The sequence below is a fragment of the Salinisphaera sp. RV14 genome (genome assembly GCF_052044135.1).
Taxonomy (GTDB): Bacteria; Pseudomonadota; Gammaproteobacteria; order Nevskiales; family Salinisphaeraceae; genus Salinisphaera.
This window is the reverse complement of record NZ_JBQDYF010000002.1, coordinates 231,958-252,118: the sequence shown is the minus strand read 5'-3', so window position 1 is coordinate 252,118 and position 20,161 is coordinate 231,958. Positions and strand designations below refer to the sequence as shown.

The window sequence follows — 20,161 nt, the reverse complement described above, 5'->3', positions numbered from 1 at the left end:
CAATCAAGCTCGCGTTAGCTTCGTTAACGTCGGGCAAAGCCCAGCGCCGGTCGCCGTGCATGCCGCGGTCACCGCCCCGGGTCTGGAGGAGCCATCATTTGAGCGGCAGCGACGAAATCACCCTGCGCAAGCTGGAGATCTTTCTGGTCTTCATGCGCGAACGCAATCTCGCCCGGGCCGCCGAGGCCCTGGGGCTGTCGAGTGTGTCGGTACACAAGGCAATTCATTCGCTGGAGACCGCCGTCGGCGCGCCATTGTTCGCCCATCGCGGCCGGGCGCTGGAACCGCTGGCCTCGGCCACCGTGCTGGAATCCCACGCCGCCGACATCATCGACGGCATCCAGCGCAGCGTGGACGCCACGCGCCAGGCCGCGGGCATCTCGCCCCGCACCTTCCGGATCGGCTCGCTGTATTCGCTGACCATCGAGGTGGTGCCGCGCATCATCACCGCCATCCAGACCTCGCTGCCGGGTTGCAACATCGAACTGGTGCTGGGCTCGAATACCGATCTCGAGGACAAGCTCGCCGCCGGCGAGGTCGATGCCGCGGTCATGTGCGTACACGATATGGACAGCTCGCGCAGCCGGCGCGTCATTGCCCTGTTCGGGGACGAAATGTATCTGGCCAGCCGGAAGGACGACGCGCCCTCGCGGACCCCGGTGGATCTGCGCGACTGGGCGGATCGGTCGTTCGTGATGCTGTCGCAGGAATTCTCTTCCGGCCGCGATGCCTACCGCATGTTCGACCAGGCCGGGGTGACGCCGAAGGTCGCGCTGCGCGCCAACGACATCTTTTCGCTGTCGTCGCTGGTACGCGGCGGCGTCGGCCTGGCCCTGCTGCCCGGCCGCATCGGCCAGCTCTACCCCGGCGCCCTGCAATACTCGCGCGTGCGCCGCGAGCAACGCGTGTCCCAGACTCTCGGTCTGTGCTATCTCGCCTCGCGCGCCGAGGACGAGGCGATCGTGGCGCTCGAGGCCGCGGCGCGCAGCGCCACGGCCCAGCCCCGGCCAGCCTGACGTGGCGCGGCGATGCGGGGTGCCGTTAAGCGCGTCGCCGTCAACGAAATTCGTCTGTTCCCGAAAATCCTGCGATGGCGCGCACCCGCGCTCGACACGCAGCGACCCGTGTCACGCGCGAAGCAGGGCCGGGCTGTGCCGACCACGCGAAACAAGCCCGCATGGCGCGCTCGCCGGCGGTTCATGCGGCGATCACGCGGCAACGCCCGAGCGGGCCGCACTGGCCTTCGCTCCGAAGCTATGGCTTCATATGCGGCGTTTCGCATCCCAGTCGAGTCGCGCCCATGTTCGATAAACCCCGTGTTGGTCTTGCCGGTGATCCGGACAGCTCGTGGCGGCTCGTCGCCGATGTCGGCGGCACCAATGCGCGCTTCGCCCTGGCCGACGACTACGGCGCGCTACAGGGTCAGGAGACGCTGCGCTGCGAGGATTTTTCCGGCCTGGCCGAGGCCACCCGACATTATCTGTCGAACCGCAATGTGGGCAGCATTCGCGCGGCCGCGGTGGCCGTCGCGACCGCCGTCTACGAAGACCATGTCGCGTTCACCAACTCGCCGTGGTCATTCTCGATCCGGGACCTGGGTCGCCAGCTCGGGGTCAAGGATTTTCACGTCGTCAACGACTTTACTGCACTCGCGCTGTCGATCCCGCGACTGGATCGCGAGTGGCTGGTACCGGTGACACCGCATGGCGGGGGGACACCGAACGCGCCGCGCGCGGTGATCGGCCCGGGCACCGGGCTGGGTGTGTCGGGCGTTTTCCACTTCGGTGGCCGATGGCGCGCTCTCGACAGCGAGGGCGGCCATGTCACGCTCGCCCCCGCCGATGCGCGTGAAGTCGAATTGCTGGGCATTCTCACCCGGCAGTTCGATCATGTGTCGGCCGAGCGCGTGCTTTCGGGGCCGGGGCTGGTCAATCTGTATCGCGCCAACTGCGAGCTCGACGGCGTGGATGCCGAGGCGCTGGAACCGTCGGACATCACCGAGCGCGGCCTCGCCGGGGAATGTGCCATCTGCGTGAAGGTGCTCGACGACTTCTGCGCCATGCTGGGCACGGCTGCCGGAAATCTGGTGCTCACCCTGGGCGCGCGCGGCGGGGCCTATATCGGCGGTGGCATCGCGCCGCGGCTGCAGCCGTTTCTGGCGCAAAGCCGTTTCCGCGAGCGGTTCGAAGCGCACGGGCGGCTGTCCGAGTACCTTGCCGATGTCCCCTGCTACATCGTGACGGCCAAATATCCGGCGCTGGAAGGCGCGCTGGCCGCCCTCGACGACTTGTAGCCGACCCCGAATAAAATATCTGGAAACAAAAAGTTAAGTTATTTCGGCTTGACTGTGGGCACGGTCCCAGAATGGTCTATTAGACCTTCGTTCCGTTGTGATCCCCGAACGTTTGCTCGATCCTTGAACAAATGCGTCCGCTGTGGCGCACGCGTCAATCGTAGCCAAACGAACACGCCGTGGCCCCAAGGGCCGGATACGGTATCAGGGAGGAGCCCATGAGGAACCAGAGTATTTTGCGCAAGAGCGTCACAATCGGCCTGTCGGTCGCGGCCATGACGGTCGGTGGTGTGGCCCTGGCCGCACCCAACAAGGGCAGTGTCAGCGTGCTGAACTGGTGGACATCGGGCTCCGAGGCCAAGTCCATGAATGTTCTGCAGCAGATGATGGCCGACAATGGCTACAAGATGATCAACGACGCCGTCTCTGGCGGCGGCGGCTCCAACGCCCGTACCGTGCTCAAGTCGCGCATCCAGTCGAACAACCTGCCGGGCGCGGCCCAGATCAAGGGTCCGGAAATTCAGCAGTGGTGCACCACCGGCCTGACGATGAACATCGACAAGGTCGCCAAGCAGCAGCACTGGTCCAAGATCCTGCCCGGCCCCGTGGCCAAGGGCATGCAGTGCAACGGTCACTATGTGGCCGTACCGTTCAACCTGCATCGCATCAACTGGCTGTGGATCAATAAGTCGGTGATGGAAAAGGCCGGCGCCCAGATGCCGACCGACTGGGATTCGCTGGTGGCCGCGCTCAAGAAGCTGAAATCGGCGGGTATCACCCCGATCGCCGGCGGCGGCGACACCTGGCAGGTGGCGACCGAGTTCGATGCCATCGCGATCGCCACCGGCGGCGCCGACTTCTATCGCAAGGCTTTCGTCGACCTCGACCAGAGTGCGCTGTCCGGCGACACCATGGCCAAGGTCTTCAAGCGTCTGCGTACGATCGAGCAGTACGAGGATCCGAACGGTCAGGGGCTGTCGTGGAACCATGACACCGGCGAAGTGGTCCAGGGCAAGGCCGCGATGCAGATCATGGGCGACTGGGCCAAGGGCGAAATCACCAACGACAACGCCACACCGGGCAAGGAAATCGCCTGCATGGCGTTCCCGGGGGAACACAACGGCTTCGTTTACAACACCGACTCGTTCGAGATGTTCAAGAGCTCGCACTCGGACAAGAATGCCCAGTACGCGTTCGCGCGCACGGCGTTGTCGCCGAAGTTCCAGCGCCGGTTCAACATGGCCAAGGGCTCGATTCCGGTGCGTGAGGGCGTCTCGCTCAAGGGCTTCGATGCCTGTGCGAAGCAGTCCAAGAAGGACTTCACCGCCGCCGAGAAGAACAATGCGCTCGTGCCGAGCTTCTCGCAGGACATGGCCGAGAACGGCGCGGTCAAGGGCGCCATCTTCGACGTCATCGCCAAGTTCTACAACGACAAGAGCATGACGCCGGAAGCGGCAGCCAAGGCCATGGCGAGCCAGGCCAAGCAGGCCAAGATGATGTCCCAGATGTAGTAGCGGGCGGCATCCTCCGCCTTCCTTCAAGCCGGCGCCTGGGCGCCGGCTTTTCTCTGATGCGCCGACAAGCACAACGGATAATCCTACATGGCTGAATCATCGCCTCGGGCCGCCCGGGCCGCGGCCACGCCGTGGCGACGCCGGCTCGACCGCTGGCTGCCCAAGTTTTCGCTGCTACCCAGCGGTCTTGCTTCGCTGATCTTCGTCTATGGCTTCATTGCCTGGACGATCTGGCTGTCGCTGACCAGCTCGAGCCTTCTCCCCACCAACAACTTCGCGGGCCTGCGCGAATACAAGGTACTGTTTCAGCTCGATATCTGGTGGGTATCGGTGATCAATCTGGCGATCTTCGGCATTCTCTATGTCGCGATCTGTCTGGCTATCGGCCTCTTTCTGGCCATCATGCTCGATCAGAAGATCCGCGCCGAAGGCTGGTTGCGCACGATCTATCTCTATCCGCTGGCCCTGTCGCTGATCGTGACCGGTGTCGTCTGGAAATGGCTGCTCAATCCGAGTCTCGGTCTGCAGCATGTGGTGCAGTCACTGGGCTGGACGGGTTTTTCCTTCGATTGGCTGGTGAATCCGAACATGGCGATCTATACCGTGGTGATCGCCGCGGTCTGGCAGGCGTCGGGCTTTGTCACCGCCCTGTTCCTGGCCGGCCTGCGCGGTATCGACAGTTCCATAATCAAGGCGGCCCAGATCGATGGCGCCAGTCTTCCGCGCGTGTATTTCTCGATCATCATCCCGAGTCTGCGGCCGGTGTTCTTCTCGGCAATCATTCTGCTGGTCAGCCTCGCCATCAAGAGCTTTGACCTGGTCATCGCCCTGACCGGTGGTGGCCCCGGCTACTCGACCTGGCTGCCCGCCATTTTCATGTACAACTTCGGCTTCAATCGGGGCCAGATCGGCCTGGGCGCGGCCGCCGCAACACTCATGATGGCCGCCGTTGCGCTCGCCATGCTGCCAATGCTCATTGCCGAACTGAAGGAGCGCCGTGATGGCCGGACCCACTGAAGACGGCATTCAGCGTGGCGGGCCGATCGCCCGCGCGCTGGTCTACGCCGTGCTGATTTTCGCGGCCCTCTATTTTCTGATGCCGCTGTACGTGATGCTGACGACGTCGTTCAAGACACTGCCGCAGATCAGCCACGGTAACCTGTTCGCCCTGCCATCGCCGTTCTCGACCGAAGGCTGGACGGCCGCCTGGTCCAATGCCTGTACCGGCGCCGACTGCTCCGGCCTGCACGGCTACTTCTGGAACTCCGTACGCTTTACGATCCCGGCCGTGGCGTTGTCGACCCTGTTCGGCGCGATCAACGGCTATGTCCTGACCAAGTGGCGCTTCAAGGGCTCCGAACTGGCATTCGGCCTGCTTCTGGGCGGCACCTTCGTGCCTTTCCAGATGTTCCTGCTGCCGATGGCCGGCGTACTCGGCAAGATCGGGCTGGCGAATTCCCTGACCGGCCTGGCGCTGGTGCATACCGTCTACGGTATCGCTTTCACGACCCTGTTCTGTCGCAATTACTACGTCACCATCCCGGACGAGCTGGTCAAGGCGGCGCGCATCGACGGCGCCGGCTTCGTGTCGACCTTCTTCTATGTGATCCTGCCGATCTCGACACCCATTCTCATGGTTTGCGTGATCTGGCAGTTCACCCAGATCTGGAACGACTTCCTGTTCGGCGTGGTGTTCACCTCGGGCAGCGAGCATCCGATCACAGTGGCGCTCAACAACCTGGTCAACACCTCGTCGACCGGGGTCAAGCGCTACAACGTGGACATGGCCGGCGCGATCATCACCGCCCTGCCCACGCTTATCGTGTACGTGGTGGCCGGGCGCTACTTCATGCGCGGGCTGACTGCGGGCGCAGTGAAAGGCTGACGCCAGTTCAAATCGGGGGCGGGCCAGCCGCGCGGCCGCATGGGCGACCGCGCGCATCCCGCGAACCAACGCCATAACGAGAAGCGAATTACATGGCTGTACTGAAAATCGATAACGTATCCAAGACCTTTGGCGAAACCCGTGTCCTCGAAGACATCAACATCGCCATGGCCGAGGGCGAATTCCTGATCCTGGTCGGCCCGTCCGGCTGCGGCAAATCCACGCTGCTGAACATGATCGCCGGCCTGGAGACCATCAGTTCCGGCACGATCACGCTGGACGGCACACCAGTCAACGATCGCAGCCCGCGCGAGCGCGACATCGCCATGGTGTTCCAGTTCTATGCGCTGTATCCGAACATGAACGTGCGCAAGAACATCGAGTTCGGCCTGAAAATGCGCGGCGTCGACAAGACCGAGCGGGGCAAGACGGTCGAACGCGTGGCCAAGATGCTGCAGATCGAGAACCTCCTCGACCGCAAGCCGGCCCAGCTATCCGGCGGGCAGCGCCAGCGCGTGGCCATCGGCCGCGCCCTGGCCCGCGACCCGGCGCTGTTCCTGTTCGACGAACCGCTGTCCAACCTCGACGCCAAGTTGCGTGTCGAAATGCGCACCGAGCTCAAGCAACTCCATCAGCGCCTGAAGACCGCCATGGTCTACGTAACCCACGATCAGATTGAGGCCATGACGCTGGGCGACCGGATTGCGGTGATGAACGAAGGCCGCGTGCAGCAACTCGGCACACCGCACGAGATCTACGACAATCCGGCCAATCGCTATGTCGCCGGTTTCATCGGCTCGCCGGCGATGAACTTCATCGAGTGCGAGTTCTCGGGCGGCGAGAACGGCACAATCCGGTTAACCTCTGGACAGGCCAGCATTGACCTCATGCTGCCACAGGCCGCCGCGAGCCGGCTTGCGGCGCACGGGCAGTCAAGGGTCATCATGGGCATGCGACCGGAGCATCTGGCACCGGCCGAGCCCAGCGAAGAGAACGCGCTGACCTGCCGCATCGAGATCGTGGAACCGACCGGGCCGGATACCTATCTGCTCACCCATATCAACGACATCGAGGTCACCGCGCGCTGCACGCCATCGGCGGCACCGGAAGTCGGCGCGAATATGGCCCTGTCGTTCGATACCGCGCGTGCCGTATTCTTCGACTGCGACAGCGACGAGCGGATCGCCTAGCACGCTACCCCGGCAGCAAAAAAGCCGGGCTCGAGCCCGGCTTTTTTTCTTACCTGCCATGCGTTGGCGGGCGGTTCCGCGCCGAGGCGGCCCGCCACGGCGTCAACGCCCGAGCCGCGCGGCGCGCTCCGCGGCTGCACGGGTTGGCGACTGACCTGTCGGCTCATCCCCGGTCGCCGGCTTGGCGAGCCAACTGCCGCCGACGCAGGGAATGCTGGGCAGCTTGAGATAATCCGGCGCGCTCTGCTCGGTGATGCCGCCCGTCGGGCAGAAGCGGACATCCGGAAACACGGCCGCATACGCCTTGATTGCGGAAGGGCCGCCGATCACCGACGCCGGAAACAGCTTGACCTGCTGCCAGCCCTGGCGCACCAGATGGGCAACCTCGCTGACCGTCTGCGCCCCCGGCAGATAGGGCAGATCCGCCTCGCGGCAGACCGCGCCGACATCGTCGGCAATGCCCGGCGAAACGATGAACTGGGCACCGGCATCCAGTGCTTCGTGCGCCTGCGCCGCGGTCCACACGGTGCCCACGCCGAGGCATAGATCAGGCACGGCCTGGGCGATCGCACGCACGGCATCGAGTGCGACCTGGGTGCGCCGCGTGATCTCGATCGTCTTCAAGCCGCCGTCGTACAAATCGCGCGCCATGGCGACCGCGTCATCGACCGAATGGATGGTGACCACCGGGATCACCGGCGACATTTTCATGATGGCGAGTGTATCGGCCATGGTTACCTCTTGATTATCGACGGATCGCGTTCAGTCATGGAGCACCGGACCGGCGCCTTCTTCGGCCGGCGCGGCATGGTGGCGAAACAGCGCGAACAGCTCGCGACCGAAACCGTATTCGGTCGGCGGCGGATCGGCGAAGGAGACCGGCTCGCGGGCGTCGAGTTCGGCCTGATCGACCTGCACCGACAACTCGCCCGTCTCGCTGTCCACGACCACCATGTCGCCGTCCCGGATTCGGCCGATGGCCCCGCCGAGCTTCGCTTCAGGGGTGACCTGAATCGCCGCCGGCACCTTGCCCGAGGCGCCCGACATGCGCCCATCGGTAACCAGGGCGACCTGATAACCACGCTGCAGCAGCACCGACAGGCTCGGCGTCAGCTTGTGCAGTTCGGGCATGCCGTTGGCCCGCGGGCCCTGGTACGGCACCACCACCACCACGTCCTTGTTCAGCTCATTGGCCTTGAACGCGTCGAGCACCGCCTGCTGGGTTGAAAACACCTGTGCCGGCGCCTCGATACGGCGATATTTCTTGTCCACCGCCGAGGTCTTGATGATGGCGCGGCCCAGATTGCCATCCAGTACGTTGATGCCCCCGGTCGACGCAAACGGGGTGTCGACCGTGCGCATGACGTCTTCGTCGTGGCTGGTCATCGCACCCTCGCGCCAGGCGAGTTCGCCATTGTCCAGGAACGGTTCACGCGTGTAATTGTGCAGGCCGTAGCCCTCGACCGTCATGACGTCGTCATGCAGCAGGCCGGCATCGAGCAGACTGCGAATCATCAACTGAATGCCGCCCGCGGCGCGCATATGGTTGACGTCCGCGACCCCGTTCGGGTAGACACGGGCCAACAGCGGCACCGCCGATGACAATTCCGAGAAATCGTCCCAGTTGATCTTGATGCCGGCGGCGCGTGCCACCGCCACATAGTGCATGGTGTGGTTGGTCGATCCGCCCGAGGACAACAATCCGACCAGGCCATTGACCAGGGATTTCTCGTCCACGATGTCGCACATCCGCCGGGCCTGGCCGTCGTCGGGCACGGAGGCCATCTCCACGGCGCGCCGGGCGGCCGCTTCGGTCAGCGCATGGCGCAGCGGCGTACCGGGGTTGATGAAAGACGTTCCGGTCAGATGCAGGCCCATGAACTCCATCATGAGCTGGTTCGAATTGGCCGTGCCATAAAAGGTGCAGGTGCCCGGCGAGTGATAGGCCATGGATTCGGCCTTGAGCAGCTCGTCGCGGCCGATCTCGCCCTGGGCGAAACGCTCGCGAACCTTGGCCTTGACCGGGTTCGACATCCCCGAAGTCATGGGTCCGGCCGGCGCGAAGATCACCGGCAGATGACCGAAGGCCAGGCTGCCGATCAGCAGCCCGGGCACGATCTTGTCGCAGACACCGAGGCAGATGGCGGCGTCGAACATGTTGTGCGTCAGAGCCACGCCGGTGGCCAACGCGATGACATCGCGCGAGAACAGGCTGAGCTCCATGCCGGGCTGGCCCTGGGTCACGCCGTCGCACATGGCCGGCGTACCGCCGGCGAACTGTGCCACGCCGCCCGCGTCCCAGGCGGCTTTCTTGATGATATCCGGAAAATCCACGAACGGCTGGTGGGCCGAGAGCATCTCGTTGTAGGCCGAGACGATGCCGACATTGGGCCGGACATCCGAGGCCAGCGCGTCCTTGTCCGGCGCGCCACAGGCGGCAAAGCCGTGGGCCAGATTCGAGCACGACATGGTGCCGCGGTGCGGGCCATGCCGCCCGGCTTCGTTCATGCGTGCGAGATAATCCGCACGGGAATCGCGACTGCGCTCGATGATGCGCTGAGTGACGTCGTGGATGACGGGATTGAGTGCCATGACAGCCTCCGCTCACGGGAGCCCGGCGATAACGCCGGGCGTTTCATTCATTCAGCCCAGTGTGCCTGGGCCACGGGGCGCTCGAGATGCAAGACGCCGCGCACGGGCAGTTCGGCCACCGGGCCGGCCGCCCGGGCGCGTTCGAACACGCGGCGCTTCTCGTCGCCGAAGATCAGAAGATCGATGCTGCGGGCATCGGTCAGGTACGCCAGACTCAGGGACAACCGGGCCGGCGGGCCGACGCTGGGCGCCACGCAGGGCGCCGTCGAGTCGAGACAGGTCTGGATGTCGGGCGCTTGCGGGAACAGCGAGGCGGTGTGCCCGTCGTCTCCCATGCCGAGCAATACCACATCGAGCGGCCGCGGCACGTCGGTCAAGGAAGCCGCGACCGCGTCGAGCGCTTCGCCAGGCGTATCGGTCGGGCGATACAGCCCCACGAACCGCGCCTCGGCCGCCGGCCCGGCCAACAGCGTCTGCCGAACCAGTCGTTCGTTGCTCTGCTCGTCGTCGACCGGCACCCAGCGCTCGTCGGAGGGGACAATCGTCACTCGCGACCAGGCCAGTGCCTCGGCCGAAAGAAACGCGAACAGCTCTTTCGGCGAACTGCCGCCACAGACCACCAGGCTGGCCGCGCCGCGCTCGGCGATTGCGTCGCGCAGGCGTGCGGCAATCGATGCCGCGAGCTTGCGTGCCGCCTCGGTCCGGCTGGGATATTGCGTCAACTCGGCCATGGGAACGGTCCCTCTCGTGGATTGCATTCAGCGCGGGTCTCGACCTGTGCGCGCCCATACGGCGCGGGGACGATCAGCTATCGTGCCACCGCCGTCCATCGCGATCGAGCAATACGAAGGCATCGGTCGGACCCCAGCTGCCGGCCATGTATTCCTGGGCTTCGACCTGTTCCAGACGCCAGCTCTCCAGAATCCGGTCGATCCACTGCCAGCCGGCCTCGACCTCGTCGCGGCGCATGAACAACGCCGGGTTGCCGCGCAGGACTTCCATCAACAAGCGCTCGTAGGCGTCCGGATAAGCCACTTCGAACGCCTGGCTGAAGCTCAGGTTGAGCGGCAGGCTACGCATGCGGAAACCACCGGGGCCCGGTTCCTTGGTCATGATCGACATCTCCACGCCCTCCTCCGGCTGCAGCCGCAGCACGAGGCGATTGGGCTGGAGCGGTTCCTCGCCGAAGATCGAGTGCGGCACCGGCTTGAACTCGAACACGATCTGCGACGACTTGCGCGCCATGCGCTTGCCCGTGCGCAGATAGAAAGGCACGCCCTGCCAGCGCCAGTTGTCGATCTCGGCCTTGATCGCGACGAACGTCTCGGCCGTGGCCTCATCCGCGGGCGCCTGGGCCTTCTTGTTCGCGCTGCCGTAGGCCGGCACCGCCTTGCCGTCGATCATGCCGGCCGCGTATTGCCCGCGCGCCGTGACCTTGTGCACATCCTGCGGCGTAATGGGCTTGAGCGAGCGCAGCACCTTGATCTTTTCGTTGCGCACATCGTCGTGGTTCATGCTCGCCGGCGGCTCCATCGCCGTCAGGCACAGCAGTTGCAGCATGTGGTTCTGCACCATGTCGCGCAGCGCGCCGGTCTGCTCATAGAACTCGAAGCGCTCGTCCACGCCCAGGCTCTCGGCGACGGTGATCTGCACATTGTCCACCGCCTGTCGGCCCCACACCGGCTCGAACAAGGAGTTGCCGAAACGCAGGGCGATCAGGTTCTGGACCGTTTCCTTGCCCAGATAATGATCGATACGATAGATCTGCGATTCGTCGAACCGCGCGCCCACCGCATTGTTGATATCGCGCGCCGATTCGTAATCGTGGCCCACCGGCTTTTCCAGCACGATCCGGGCTCTTGCATCCACCAGCCCGGCATCGGCCACGCCATTGGCGATCTTGCCGAACAGACTGGGCGCGGTGGCCAGATAGAACGTACGAATACGGCCATCGTGGTCGAACCGCTCGGCGAATGCCGTCCAGCCGGCCGCGTCGTCTACGTCGAGCCGCACATGGGCCAGGCGATCATGGAAACGCGAGAACACATCCTCATCGATTTCATTATCCGGGAGATGCTCTTCGAGCACCTTGCGAACCCACGCGGCGTAGTCCTCGTCGCTCATCTCCTGGCGCGATACCGCAATAATGCGACTATCGTCCGAGAACTGCTCGTCGTGGTCGCGGTGATACAGCGCCGGCAGCAGCTTTCGCCGCGCCAGATCACCCGTACCGCCGAATATCACCAGGTCGAACGGATCCACGGGTACGAATTCGGCGGCCATCGTCTCTCTCTTTCTCGCTAACCAATTCAACTCCCGAGTATAACCGCTTCGCCTGGCTCTGTGGCGCGGGCGAACCGCCCCGCGAGCTTTTCACAGCATTAAAAAAGCCCGGCCATCCCGAGGGATGGACCGGGCCGTTGGGCCGTTGCGCGACTAGAAGCTGTAGTAGAAGCGGATACGGTTGTCGTAGAAGTTCGGCGCGTGGTCGAACTTGGTGATGCCCAGATTGTCCCCGATCTTCAGGCCGGCGAGCTGCTTGGAGATGCCGCCCAGGTCGTAGGTCATGCCGATGCCGATACCCTGACTCTTCTGGTTCCGATACTGGGTGCCGGTGAACGAGTCGGGGCTACCGTTGCGCCCATCGCCGATCTGACCATTATTGCCGTTGCTCGCGCCGCTGAAGTAGAAGTCATGCGAGTGACCATACTTGGCTTCATACTGCACGTAGCGTGCATACATCGAGAAGTTGTCGGTCGGGGTGAAGTCGATGCGCGCACCGGCGGCCCAACCCGGGCCCTGCTCCTGGATACCGTCATTCATGGTGTCGGTGTAGATCACGCCCGACAGATCGGTGTACGGATGCAGGAGCTGGCCGTGGTTGAACGAGTTATTGTGCTCCGGCGAGAAATTGGCGAAGACCGAGAAGCCGACCATGCCGCTATCCACACCCAACTTCAGACCGTAGATCTGGCTGTTGATGCCCTGCGGGATGCGGCTCTTGTCCGCATTATAGGCCGCAACCACCTGGGCGCGGACATACGGCGCCCAGGCCGTGGCCCCCGAACCCATCGTCGGCGCCATGTAACCGACCTCGCCGTAGTCGGCCGACTCGGTCTGCTGGAAGTCATAGTGGTAGTACTGCCCGACAACCTGGCCGCCGTTGGACATCACGTTGCGATAGGAGGTACCCAGTGACCAGAAGCCGCTGACGTTGTCGAAATACCGGTTCGCCTTGACGAAGCCATCCGGAGGATTGCCGCGCGGCTCACGCCGCGTGATCTTGGCACCGAAGACCTGCCACTCGGGCTGGTCCATGGCGGACGCATCCAGGCCGAAGAACGGCAGATACTGATTGGTCTCGTAGGTGGCGTTCTGCGACACGCTGGACTGATTGATCTGTGGGCCGGTGTTGCCTTCGGTCTTGGCGGAACCGCCGCCAGTGAACGACATCCGCGTCATGGTATCCAGCGGACGCCAGACCGCGCTCACGCCCTGCATGGCACGCGGCAGGAAGGTGAACTGATCGGCACCGGCCAACGGCGTGTTGATCAGCTGACGGCCGCCACGAAGCTGGAACCCGTACGCATTGAACTGCAGGTAGCCCTGGGTAATCGCGTCCACGGATCCGCATGCCAGATTACAGTTCAGCTTGGTGCCGGCGGCGTTGTTGCCGTAGAGCGCGCCTTCATAGACGAACTCGCCACCCGCGGAAAAGCCGTACAGACGCCCCGTCGTAATACCGATCTGCGCGCCGAAGTTGGTGTTCTCCGTATTGTAGTTATCTCCGGTCTTTGGTTGCCCCGGGTACGGCTGGTTGGTGTCATGCCAGCGACGGAAGTCGTAGAAGCCGATGCGGCCGTGCACTTGCGAACCTTCCACGACCTGCTTCTGGAACATCTCCGGAAAACTGAGCGTCGACGTGTCGTTGCTCGAGTTGCTGGTCTGTGCCTGCGCGGCACCGGCGCACACGAGTGCGGTGGTACCGAGCAGCAATGTCGTATAACGACTTACGCGGCTGTTGAGCGCGGCGCGCCCTTGTATTTTTTGCTTGCCCACAGTGGTTTCTCCTGATTGGCTAGTTTTACGCTATTCGCGGAAGCTATCCGCGCCCCTTCGATAACCGCCGGTCCACAGGCTCTTATCTCGAGCCATCCAGTCCGGCGGACTGGTTCTTTCCATGTTTTCCAAGATCTCATCCGCCGCACCGGCCGACCGGGCCCCGACACGCGCGATCATTCGGTCGCGCGTGTCGATACGGCTTCGGGGACGGATATCACTCGGATCAATCAAGCTTTTCGACCGTGTCTTGCGTCCCCGTAACCTTCGCACTCGCCGGCTTGTTGCCAATTCGCCCCGGCCCGGCGCGATCCAGACCCGCTCGACGCTGTCGCAGCAAGTCCTTGTTGAGCGGATCATAACGTTCAGCCGGCTCATTACCCATTCGCGAAAAGTCGAACATATCGCGCTGCCGGGCCGACTTTCGATGCCAAATTCGCCCATTCGCTGTCGCCCATCCAGGGCGCGCCGCGCCCATCGTAAGCCCCGTTCGCGGCCGCTCACGCAGCACGGGCGCGCACATTCAACAGCGCCTTGGCCGCGGGCTCATCGACGATCAGCCGATCAATCACGCCACTATTGAGCACGGCGTGGATCGCCGGCCCCTTGTCAGCGCCGCCGGTTACCGCGACGATCTCGCGCTCGGCCAGCTCGGCCAGCGACAGGCCGATCGTGCGTTCGTTGATCACCATGGGGATGGGCCGCCCGTTGCAGTCCAGGAAATGCCCGACCAGCTCGCCCACGGCGCCTGCCTCGACCAGCTCCGCCAGCTGGCGCTCGCCCAGCAAACCGCGCTCTTCCATGAACATGGGCTGATCCAGGGCCATGGCACCGATGCCGACCACGCCGAGATCAATCGCCCGGGCCCGGGCGAGGGCATCGGCGACACTGCGCTGGGCCATCAGTACGTTGCGGTCCTCAATACTGTCGGCGATGAACGGCACCGGCAGGAAAAACCCCTGCCCGCCGGTTTTCTCGGCCAACCGATAGACCACATCGAACGGATTGATCGCCGATTGCTGGGTCAGACTGCCCATGAGCGAGACGATGGCCAGGTGGGGAAGCCCCTCACGGGGCAGTTGACGCGTCATCTCGGCCAGCGAACGGCCCCACGACACACCCAGCGACGACACCTCGCCACTCGCGATGCGCCCATGCACGTAGCGCGCCGCCGCCGAGCCGAGCGCGCCCACGTTGCCGTGGCGATCATTGGGATCCTCCACGTCGGGCACGACCAGGCACTGGCTCAGGCCGAAATACTCGGCGATACGATCCTCATAGGAGACCAGGCGCTGGGGCGAGCGATCGATATAGACGTGAACATAGCCCGCCTGATGGGCCTCGCCGATCAGGCGATGAACCTTGGCGCGCGACAACGACAGTCGATCGGCGATTTCAGCCTGGGTATACCCGCCGATGTAAGACAACCAGGCGACATAGATCGCCAGATCATCGGTTTGCCGGTCAGCCATGAACGATGCCGATGAAATAATTTTCAACAATTGAGAAAAATTATTTCAGCGACGACAACGCTGTCATTGCGACCATGGTTGTAGTCGCGGGCCACCGCTCAACAATCAAGTCGAATCATGGCCTTACGGGCCAACCTCAAAGCGGCGTGCGAGCCCGGCCGGCAAATTGCCGACGCTGGCCCGTTGATCGCGCAGCAGGCACCGAATCATGGGCAATAAAAAAGGGATCAGGCGCGGCCTGATCCCTTCGACATGGTGGAGCCGGGCGGAATCGAACCGCCGACCTTCGCATTGCGAACGCGACGCTCTCCCAACTGAGCTACGGCCCCACGAAACCGTCTGTTGCCTCGCAACGAGCGGCGTATGATAGCAGGCTTATGGCGATTGCCAACCCCTGACACGCCACTTCGTTGGCAATCGACCCGCTATCGCCGGGCCCGGCGTTCAATCCGGGGGGCTCAGGCCTGGCGCTTGGCCCCTTCGGGCACCCGGCCTTCGAGGGCGTCGGTCAGGAAATCATATGCATGCTGGACGCTATTGGCCTGGTAGAACAGCCGCATATCCGCATCGGCAATCAAGCCGAGTTCGCGGAACACATCGAAATCGATCAGGCGCCGCCAGAAATCGTGGCCGTAAAGCACGACCGGGATTCGCGGCTGTTTGCCGGTCTGGATCAGGGTCAGCATCTCGAACAGCTCGTCCATGGTGCCGAAGCCGCCCGGGAAGATGATCAGGGCCTTGGCAAGATTCATGAACCAGAACTTGCGCATGAAGAAGTAGTGGAAGTTGAAGTTCAGGCGCTCGTGCACCCAGGCGTTGGTGCCCTGCTCGTGCGGCAGCTCGATGTTGAGCCCCATCGACAGTTCCGGATTGACATCCGCTGCGCCGCGATTGGCCGCTTCCATGATGCCCGGCCCGCCACCGGTACAGACATAGTAGTGCTCGCCGCTGGCGTGCTCGTCCATGGTCCAGCGCATCATGCGGCGGGCCAGTTCACGCGCCTCGGCATAGTAGTCGGCGGTATCGGCCACCCGATCGTGCTCGTGCGGACGCAGCCGCGCCGAGCCCCAGAAGATCAGACCGTTATGCACGTCCAGTTCCATCAGCCGGGTACGCGGCTCGATGTACTCGGACAGGATCCGGAGCGGACGGGCTTCCTCGCCCAACATGAAATCCGGATCGGTGTAGGCGTTCGACATTCAGACCTCGGGATGATTCAGATCACGCCGGTTCGCGGCAAACGCGCGAGTATATCAGCGCAGACGTGGTCTGCCGGGCGATGGAATGAAATCCATCAAACAATGGTTGAAATGTTCAAGGCAGACCTCATTACAACCTCAAAGCGATGGCCGTACGCGGTGCGGCACGACTCACCCGTCTTCACAAAGGAAAGTCGACCATGCGAATGGACAAACTCACGAGCAAGCTCCAACAGGCCCTGGCCGATGCCCAGAGTCTGGCCGTGGGGCGCGACCATAACGAAATACAACCCCAGCATTTGCTGCTGGCGCTACTCGATGCCGAGGGGGGCACGGTTCGTCCATTGCTCGACGGCGCGGGGCTCAACGTACGCGAGATCCGCAATCAGGTCCTCAAGAGCCTCGACAACCTGCCGACAATCAGCGAGGCCACGGGCGAGGTCAATCCGAGCCAGGCCTTGATGCGCGTGCTCAACCTGTCGGACAAGCTGGCGCAGAAGCGAGGCGACTCGTTCATCTCCAGCGAGCTGGCCATTCTCGCCATGCTCGAGGACAAATCCGAAACCGGCAAGATTCTCAAGAACGCCGGCGCGACCCGCGACAATCTCACGGCGCAGATCGACAAGATCCGCGGCGGCGAACAGGTGGACGACCCGAACGCCGAGGAACAACGCGGCGCGCTCGACAAGTACACCACCGATCTCACCGAGCGGGCGGAACAGGGCAAGCTCGATCCGGTGATCGGTCGCGACGAGGAGATCCGGCGCGTGATCCAGGTGCTGTCGCGCCGCACCAAGAACAACCCGACGCTGGTCGGCGACCCGGGCGTGGGCAAGACCGCGATCGTGGAGGGCCTGGCCCAGCGCATCGTCAACGGCGAAGTGCCGGAGTCGCTGCGCGACAAGCGCGTGCTCGTGCTCGACCTCGCGGCCATGATCGCCGGCGCCAAGTATCGCGGCGAATTCGAGGATCGGCTCAAGGGCGTGCTGGCCGATCTGGCCAAGCAGGAAGGCCGCATCATCCTGTTCATCGACGAGATTCATACGCTGGTCGGCGCCGGCAAGGCCGAGGGCGCCATGGACGCCGGCAACATGCTCAAGCCGGCGCTGGCGCGCGGCGAACTGCACTGCATCGGCGCGACCACGCTCAATGAGTATCGCGAGAACATCGAAAAGGATGCGGCCCTGGAACGCCGTTTCCAGAAAGTGCTGGTCGACGAGCCGGATCTGGAGGACACCATCGCCATTCTGCGCGGCCTGAAGGAGCGCTACGAGGTGCATCACGGCGTGGACATCACCGACGGCGCGATCATTGCCGCGGCCAAGCTGTCCCAGCGCTACATCACCGATCGCAAGCTGCCGGACAAGGCGATCGACCTGATCGACGAAGCGGCCTCCAAGATCCGTATCGAGATCGACTCCAAACCGGAAGCGCTCGACCGGCTCGACCGGCGCCTGATCCAGCTCAAGATCGAGAAACAGGCCCTGTCCAAGGAGTCGGACGAGGGCTCCAGGGCACGGCTGGAAAAGCTCGACGATGAAATCGACGAGCTGGAACGCGAATACTCGGATCTCGAGGAGATATGGAAGGCCGAGAAAGCCAGCGTGGCGGGTGCCGCCAACAAGCGTGAGGAACTGGACCAGGCCAAGCGTGAACTGGAGGCCGCACAACGCGCCGGCGACTACGAGCGCATGGCCGAGCTGCAGTACGGCAAGATTCCGCAGCTGCAGCGCGAACTCGAGGAAGCGCAGGCCGCCGAGGAGAAGCCGGCGGACCACAAGCTGCTGCGCAACAATGTGACCGACGAGGAAGTCGCCGAAATCGTCTCGCGCTGGACCGGCATCCCGGTGTCGCGCATGCTCGAAGGCGAGCGCGACAAGCTGCTGCGCATGGAGGATTCCCTGCATGAGCGGGTCATCGGCCAGGACGAGGCCGTGGCCGCGGTGTCAGACGCGATCCGGCGCTCGCGATCCGGCCTGTCGGACCCGAATCGACCGATCGGCTCGTTCCTGTTCCTCGGCCCGACGGGCGTGGGCAAGACCGAGTTGTGCAAGGCGATTGCGAATTTCCTGTTCGATACCGACAACGCCATGGTGCGCATCGACATGTCGGAATTCATGGAAAAGCACTCGGTGGCGCGGCTCATCGGGGCCCCGCCCGGTTACGTCGGCTACGAGCAAGGTGGTTATCTGACCGAGGCAGTACGGCGCAAACCGTATTCCGTGATCCTGCTCGACGAGGTGGAAAAAGCCCATCACGACGTATTCAACATCCTGTTGCAGGTGCTGGACGACGGCCGGCTCACGGACGGCCAGGGCCGGACCGTGGATTTCCGCAACACGGTGATCGTGATGACGTCCAACCTCGGCAGCCAGCTGATTCAGGAACTGGCCGACTCGGGCTACGACACGATGAAGGAATCGGTCATGGAAGTAGTCGCTCAGCACTTCCGGCCGGAATTCATCAACCGCATCGACGAATCGGTGGTGTTCCATCCGCTGGCGGCACCCGAGATTCGGCAGATCGCGCGCATCCAGATGCGCGAATTGGAGCAGCGCATGGCCGAACGCGAGCTTACGCTGGAAATCAGCGACGCCGCGCTCGACCGGCTCGCCGAAGCCGGCTTCGATCCGGTCTACGGTGCCCGGCCGCTCAAGCGTTCGATTCAGACGCTGGTCGAAAATCCGCTGGCCAAGCGGATTCTGGCCGGCGAGTTCGTCGCCGGAGATATCGTGCGGGTCGATCTGAAAAGCGAGGACAGCCCCGACCTCGCCTTCGCCAAGGCGGCCTGATGCCGCCACCCGGCGGGCCGCCAGCCAGGCCCGCGGCATGCGCCGCGGGCCTTTTTCATGGCGACAGGCGGTCAATGCCCGGGTTGATTATCGCGGTGGCGCCCCACAGCGTCAGGCCATCAATTTGTATCGAACACAACAGGATTGACCATGCATAATGTGACGGCCAATGGCGCGACGATTCCCGCAATCGGCTTCGGCACCTTCGAGCTTGAGCCCAAGGACGCCGAGGCGATGGTTGAACATGCACTCGCGGTGGGTTATCGCCACATCGATACCGCCCAGGTCTACAAGAACGAAGAAGCCGTGGGCCGCGGCATCAAGAATTCCGGCGTCGCCCGTGAAGACATCTTCCTGACCACCAAGGTCTGGACCGACCGCTACACCGACGGCGAGTTCCAGAAGTCGGTCGCTGAAAGCCTTGAACGGCTCGATACCGATTATCTCGACCTGCTGCTGCTGCACTGGCCGAACCCGGATGTCTCGCTCAAGGAGACGCTGGCCGCACTCAACGAAGTGCAGGACAAGGGCCTGGTGCGCAACATCGGCATCAGCAACTTCACCCGTGCCCAGATCCATGAGGCAGCGGAACTCTCGGCCAAGCCGCTGGCCACCAATCAGGTCGAGTATCACCCCTATCTCGATCAAAAGCCGGTGCTGGATGCACTGTCCGAGCATGGCATTTCGCTGACCGCCTACTGCCCGCTGGCCCGCGGCGAGGTCTTCAAGGACCCGACGCTGGAACGCATCGGCAAGCGATACGGCAAGAATGCCGGCCAGGTGGCCCTGCGCTGGCTGGTCCAGCAGGACAATGTGATCGCCCTGCCCCGCTCATCCAACCCGGCGCACGTGGCCGCCAACTTCGAGGTCTTCGATTTCGAGCTCACCGAGGAAGAGATGAGCGAGATCAGCAAGCTGCATTCCGAGGACGGCCGAATGATCAATCCGTCGTTCGCGCCGGCCTGGGACAACGCGGCCTGATTCTCGCCAGACGATCCCCTTGTAAGCCGCGCTCGGCGAGCGCGGCTTTTTCATGGCCGCTCTTGATTATGTACAAAATTATGTACAAATTTCAGCCAAAGTCTTGACAGTGCGATTGCTCGCGAACCTGAAGCGACAGCGCCTTGATCTTCCTTCTTATTTGCGCTCATTCGCGTGCATTTGC

Annotated in this window: 15 protein-coding genes and 1 tRNA gene; 8 read left to right on the top strand and 8 right to left on the bottom strand. The window is 63.5% G+C overall.

Features of this window, described 5'->3' with window-relative positions; translation table 11 throughout:
* Positions 1-98 precede the first annotated feature (98 nt).
* The 6 genes from ACS8Y6_RS04070 to ACS8Y6_RS04045 all read left to right on the top strand — a co-directional run bounded on the left by ACS8Y6_RS04070 (position 99) and on the right by ACS8Y6_RS04045 (position 6,882).
* Positions 99-1,016 carry a LysR family transcriptional regulator gene (locus ACS8Y6_RS04070; protein WP_440855006.1) on the top strand — a complete coding sequence of 306 codons (918 nt, stop codon included), beginning with the start codon at positions 99-101 and terminating at the stop codon, positions 1,014-1,016.
* A 284-nt stretch (positions 1,017-1,300) separates the two neighbouring features.
* Complete coding sequence (glk, locus tag ACS8Y6_RS04065) at positions 1,301-2,293, top strand: glucokinase (RefSeq protein ID WP_440849331.1); 993 nt, start codon at positions 1,301-1,303, stop codon at positions 2,291-2,293.
* Between the two features lie 218 nt (positions 2,294-2,511).
* The gene (locus ACS8Y6_RS04060; RefSeq protein ID WP_440849332.1) at positions 2,512-3,804 is read left to right on the top strand and encodes an ABC transporter substrate-binding protein; all 1,293 of its coding nucleotides are present in this window, start codon (positions 2,512-2,514) and stop codon (positions 3,802-3,804) included.
* A 90-nt stretch (positions 3,805-3,894) separates the two neighbouring features.
* Entirely contained in the window at positions 3,895-4,824 is a 930-nt protein-coding gene (locus ACS8Y6_RS04055) for a carbohydrate ABC transporter permease (protein ID WP_440849333.1), read from the top strand.
* Entirely contained in the window at positions 4,808-5,692 is an 885-nt protein-coding gene (locus ACS8Y6_RS04050; RefSeq protein WP_440849334.1) for a carbohydrate ABC transporter permease, read from the top strand. The genes ACS8Y6_RS04055 and ACS8Y6_RS04050 overlap by 17 nt, the downstream gene beginning before the upstream one ends.
* Positions 5,693-5,784: 92 nt before the next feature.
* The gene (locus ACS8Y6_RS04045) at positions 5,785-6,882 is read left to right on the top strand and encodes an ABC transporter ATP-binding protein (RefSeq protein ID WP_440849335.1); all 1,098 of its coding nucleotides are present in this window, start codon (positions 5,785-5,787) and stop codon (positions 6,880-6,882) included.
* Between the two features lie 102 nt (positions 6,883-6,984).
* On the opposite strand, the gene ACS8Y6_RS04040 is transcribed toward ACS8Y6_RS04045, so the two are convergent.
* The 8 genes from ACS8Y6_RS04040 to ACS8Y6_RS04005 all read right to left on the bottom strand — a co-directional run bounded on the left by ACS8Y6_RS04040 (position 6,985) and on the right by ACS8Y6_RS04005 (position 16,204).
* Positions 6,985-7,614, bottom strand: coding sequence for a bifunctional 4-hydroxy-2-oxoglutarate aldolase/2-dehydro-3-deoxy-phosphogluconate aldolase (locus tag ACS8Y6_RS04040; RefSeq protein ID WP_440849336.1), 630 nt, complete (start codon positions 7,612-7,614; stop codon positions 6,985-6,987).
* A gap of 30 nt (positions 7,615-7,644) precedes the next feature.
* On the bottom strand, positions 7,645-9,474 hold the full coding sequence (gene edd / locus ACS8Y6_RS04035) for a phosphogluconate dehydratase (RefSeq protein ID WP_440849337.1): 1,830 nt from the start codon (positions 9,472-9,474) through the stop codon (positions 7,645-7,647).
* A gap of 47 nt (positions 9,475-9,521) precedes the next feature.
* Entirely contained in the window at positions 9,522-10,205 is a 684-nt protein-coding gene (gene pgl / locus ACS8Y6_RS04030) for a 6-phosphogluconolactonase (protein ID WP_440849338.1), read from the bottom strand.
* 73 nt (positions 10,206-10,278) lie between these two features.
* A complete protein-coding gene (zwf, locus tag ACS8Y6_RS04025) occupies positions 10,279-11,757 on the bottom strand; it encodes a glucose-6-phosphate dehydrogenase (protein WP_440849339.1) in 1,479 nt (492 codons plus the stop codon).
* Positions 11,758-11,910: 153 nt separating this feature from the next.
* Positions 11,911-13,533, bottom strand: coding sequence for a hypothetical protein (locus ACS8Y6_RS04020; RefSeq protein ID WP_440849340.1), 1,623 nt, complete (start codon positions 13,531-13,533; stop codon positions 11,911-11,913).
* Between the two features lie 500 nt (positions 13,534-14,033).
* Positions 14,034-15,005 (bottom strand): sugar-binding transcriptional regulator, encoded by a 972-nt coding sequence (locus ACS8Y6_RS04015; protein ID WP_440849341.1) that lies wholly within the window; start codon positions 15,003-15,005, stop codon positions 14,034-14,036.
* Positions 15,006-15,258: 253 nt separating this feature from the next.
* Positions 15,259-15,334, bottom strand: a tRNA-Ala gene (locus ACS8Y6_RS04010).
* A 129-nt stretch (positions 15,335-15,463) separates the two neighbouring features.
* Positions 15,464-16,204: an LOG family protein gene (locus ACS8Y6_RS04005; protein WP_440855005.1), complete on the bottom strand. Its 741-nt coding sequence runs from the start codon at positions 16,202-16,204 to the stop codon at positions 15,464-15,466.
* Between the two features lie 206 nt (positions 16,205-16,410).
* Here ACS8Y6_RS04005 and clpB point away from each other — a divergent pair, with 206 nt between their 5' ends.
* Both clpB and ACS8Y6_RS03995 read left to right on the top strand, forming a co-directional pair.
* The gene (gene clpB / locus ACS8Y6_RS04000) at positions 16,411-18,996 is read left to right on the top strand and encodes an ATP-dependent chaperone ClpB (protein ID WP_440849439.1); all 2,586 of its coding nucleotides are present in this window, start codon (positions 16,411-16,413) and stop codon (positions 18,994-18,996) included.
* A gap of 150 nt (positions 18,997-19,146) precedes the next feature.
* The gene (locus ACS8Y6_RS03995) at positions 19,147-19,977 is read left to right on the top strand and encodes an aldo/keto reductase (RefSeq protein WP_440849343.1); all 831 of its coding nucleotides are present in this window, start codon (positions 19,147-19,149) and stop codon (positions 19,975-19,977) included.
* Positions 19,978-20,161: the final 184 nt, after the last annotated feature.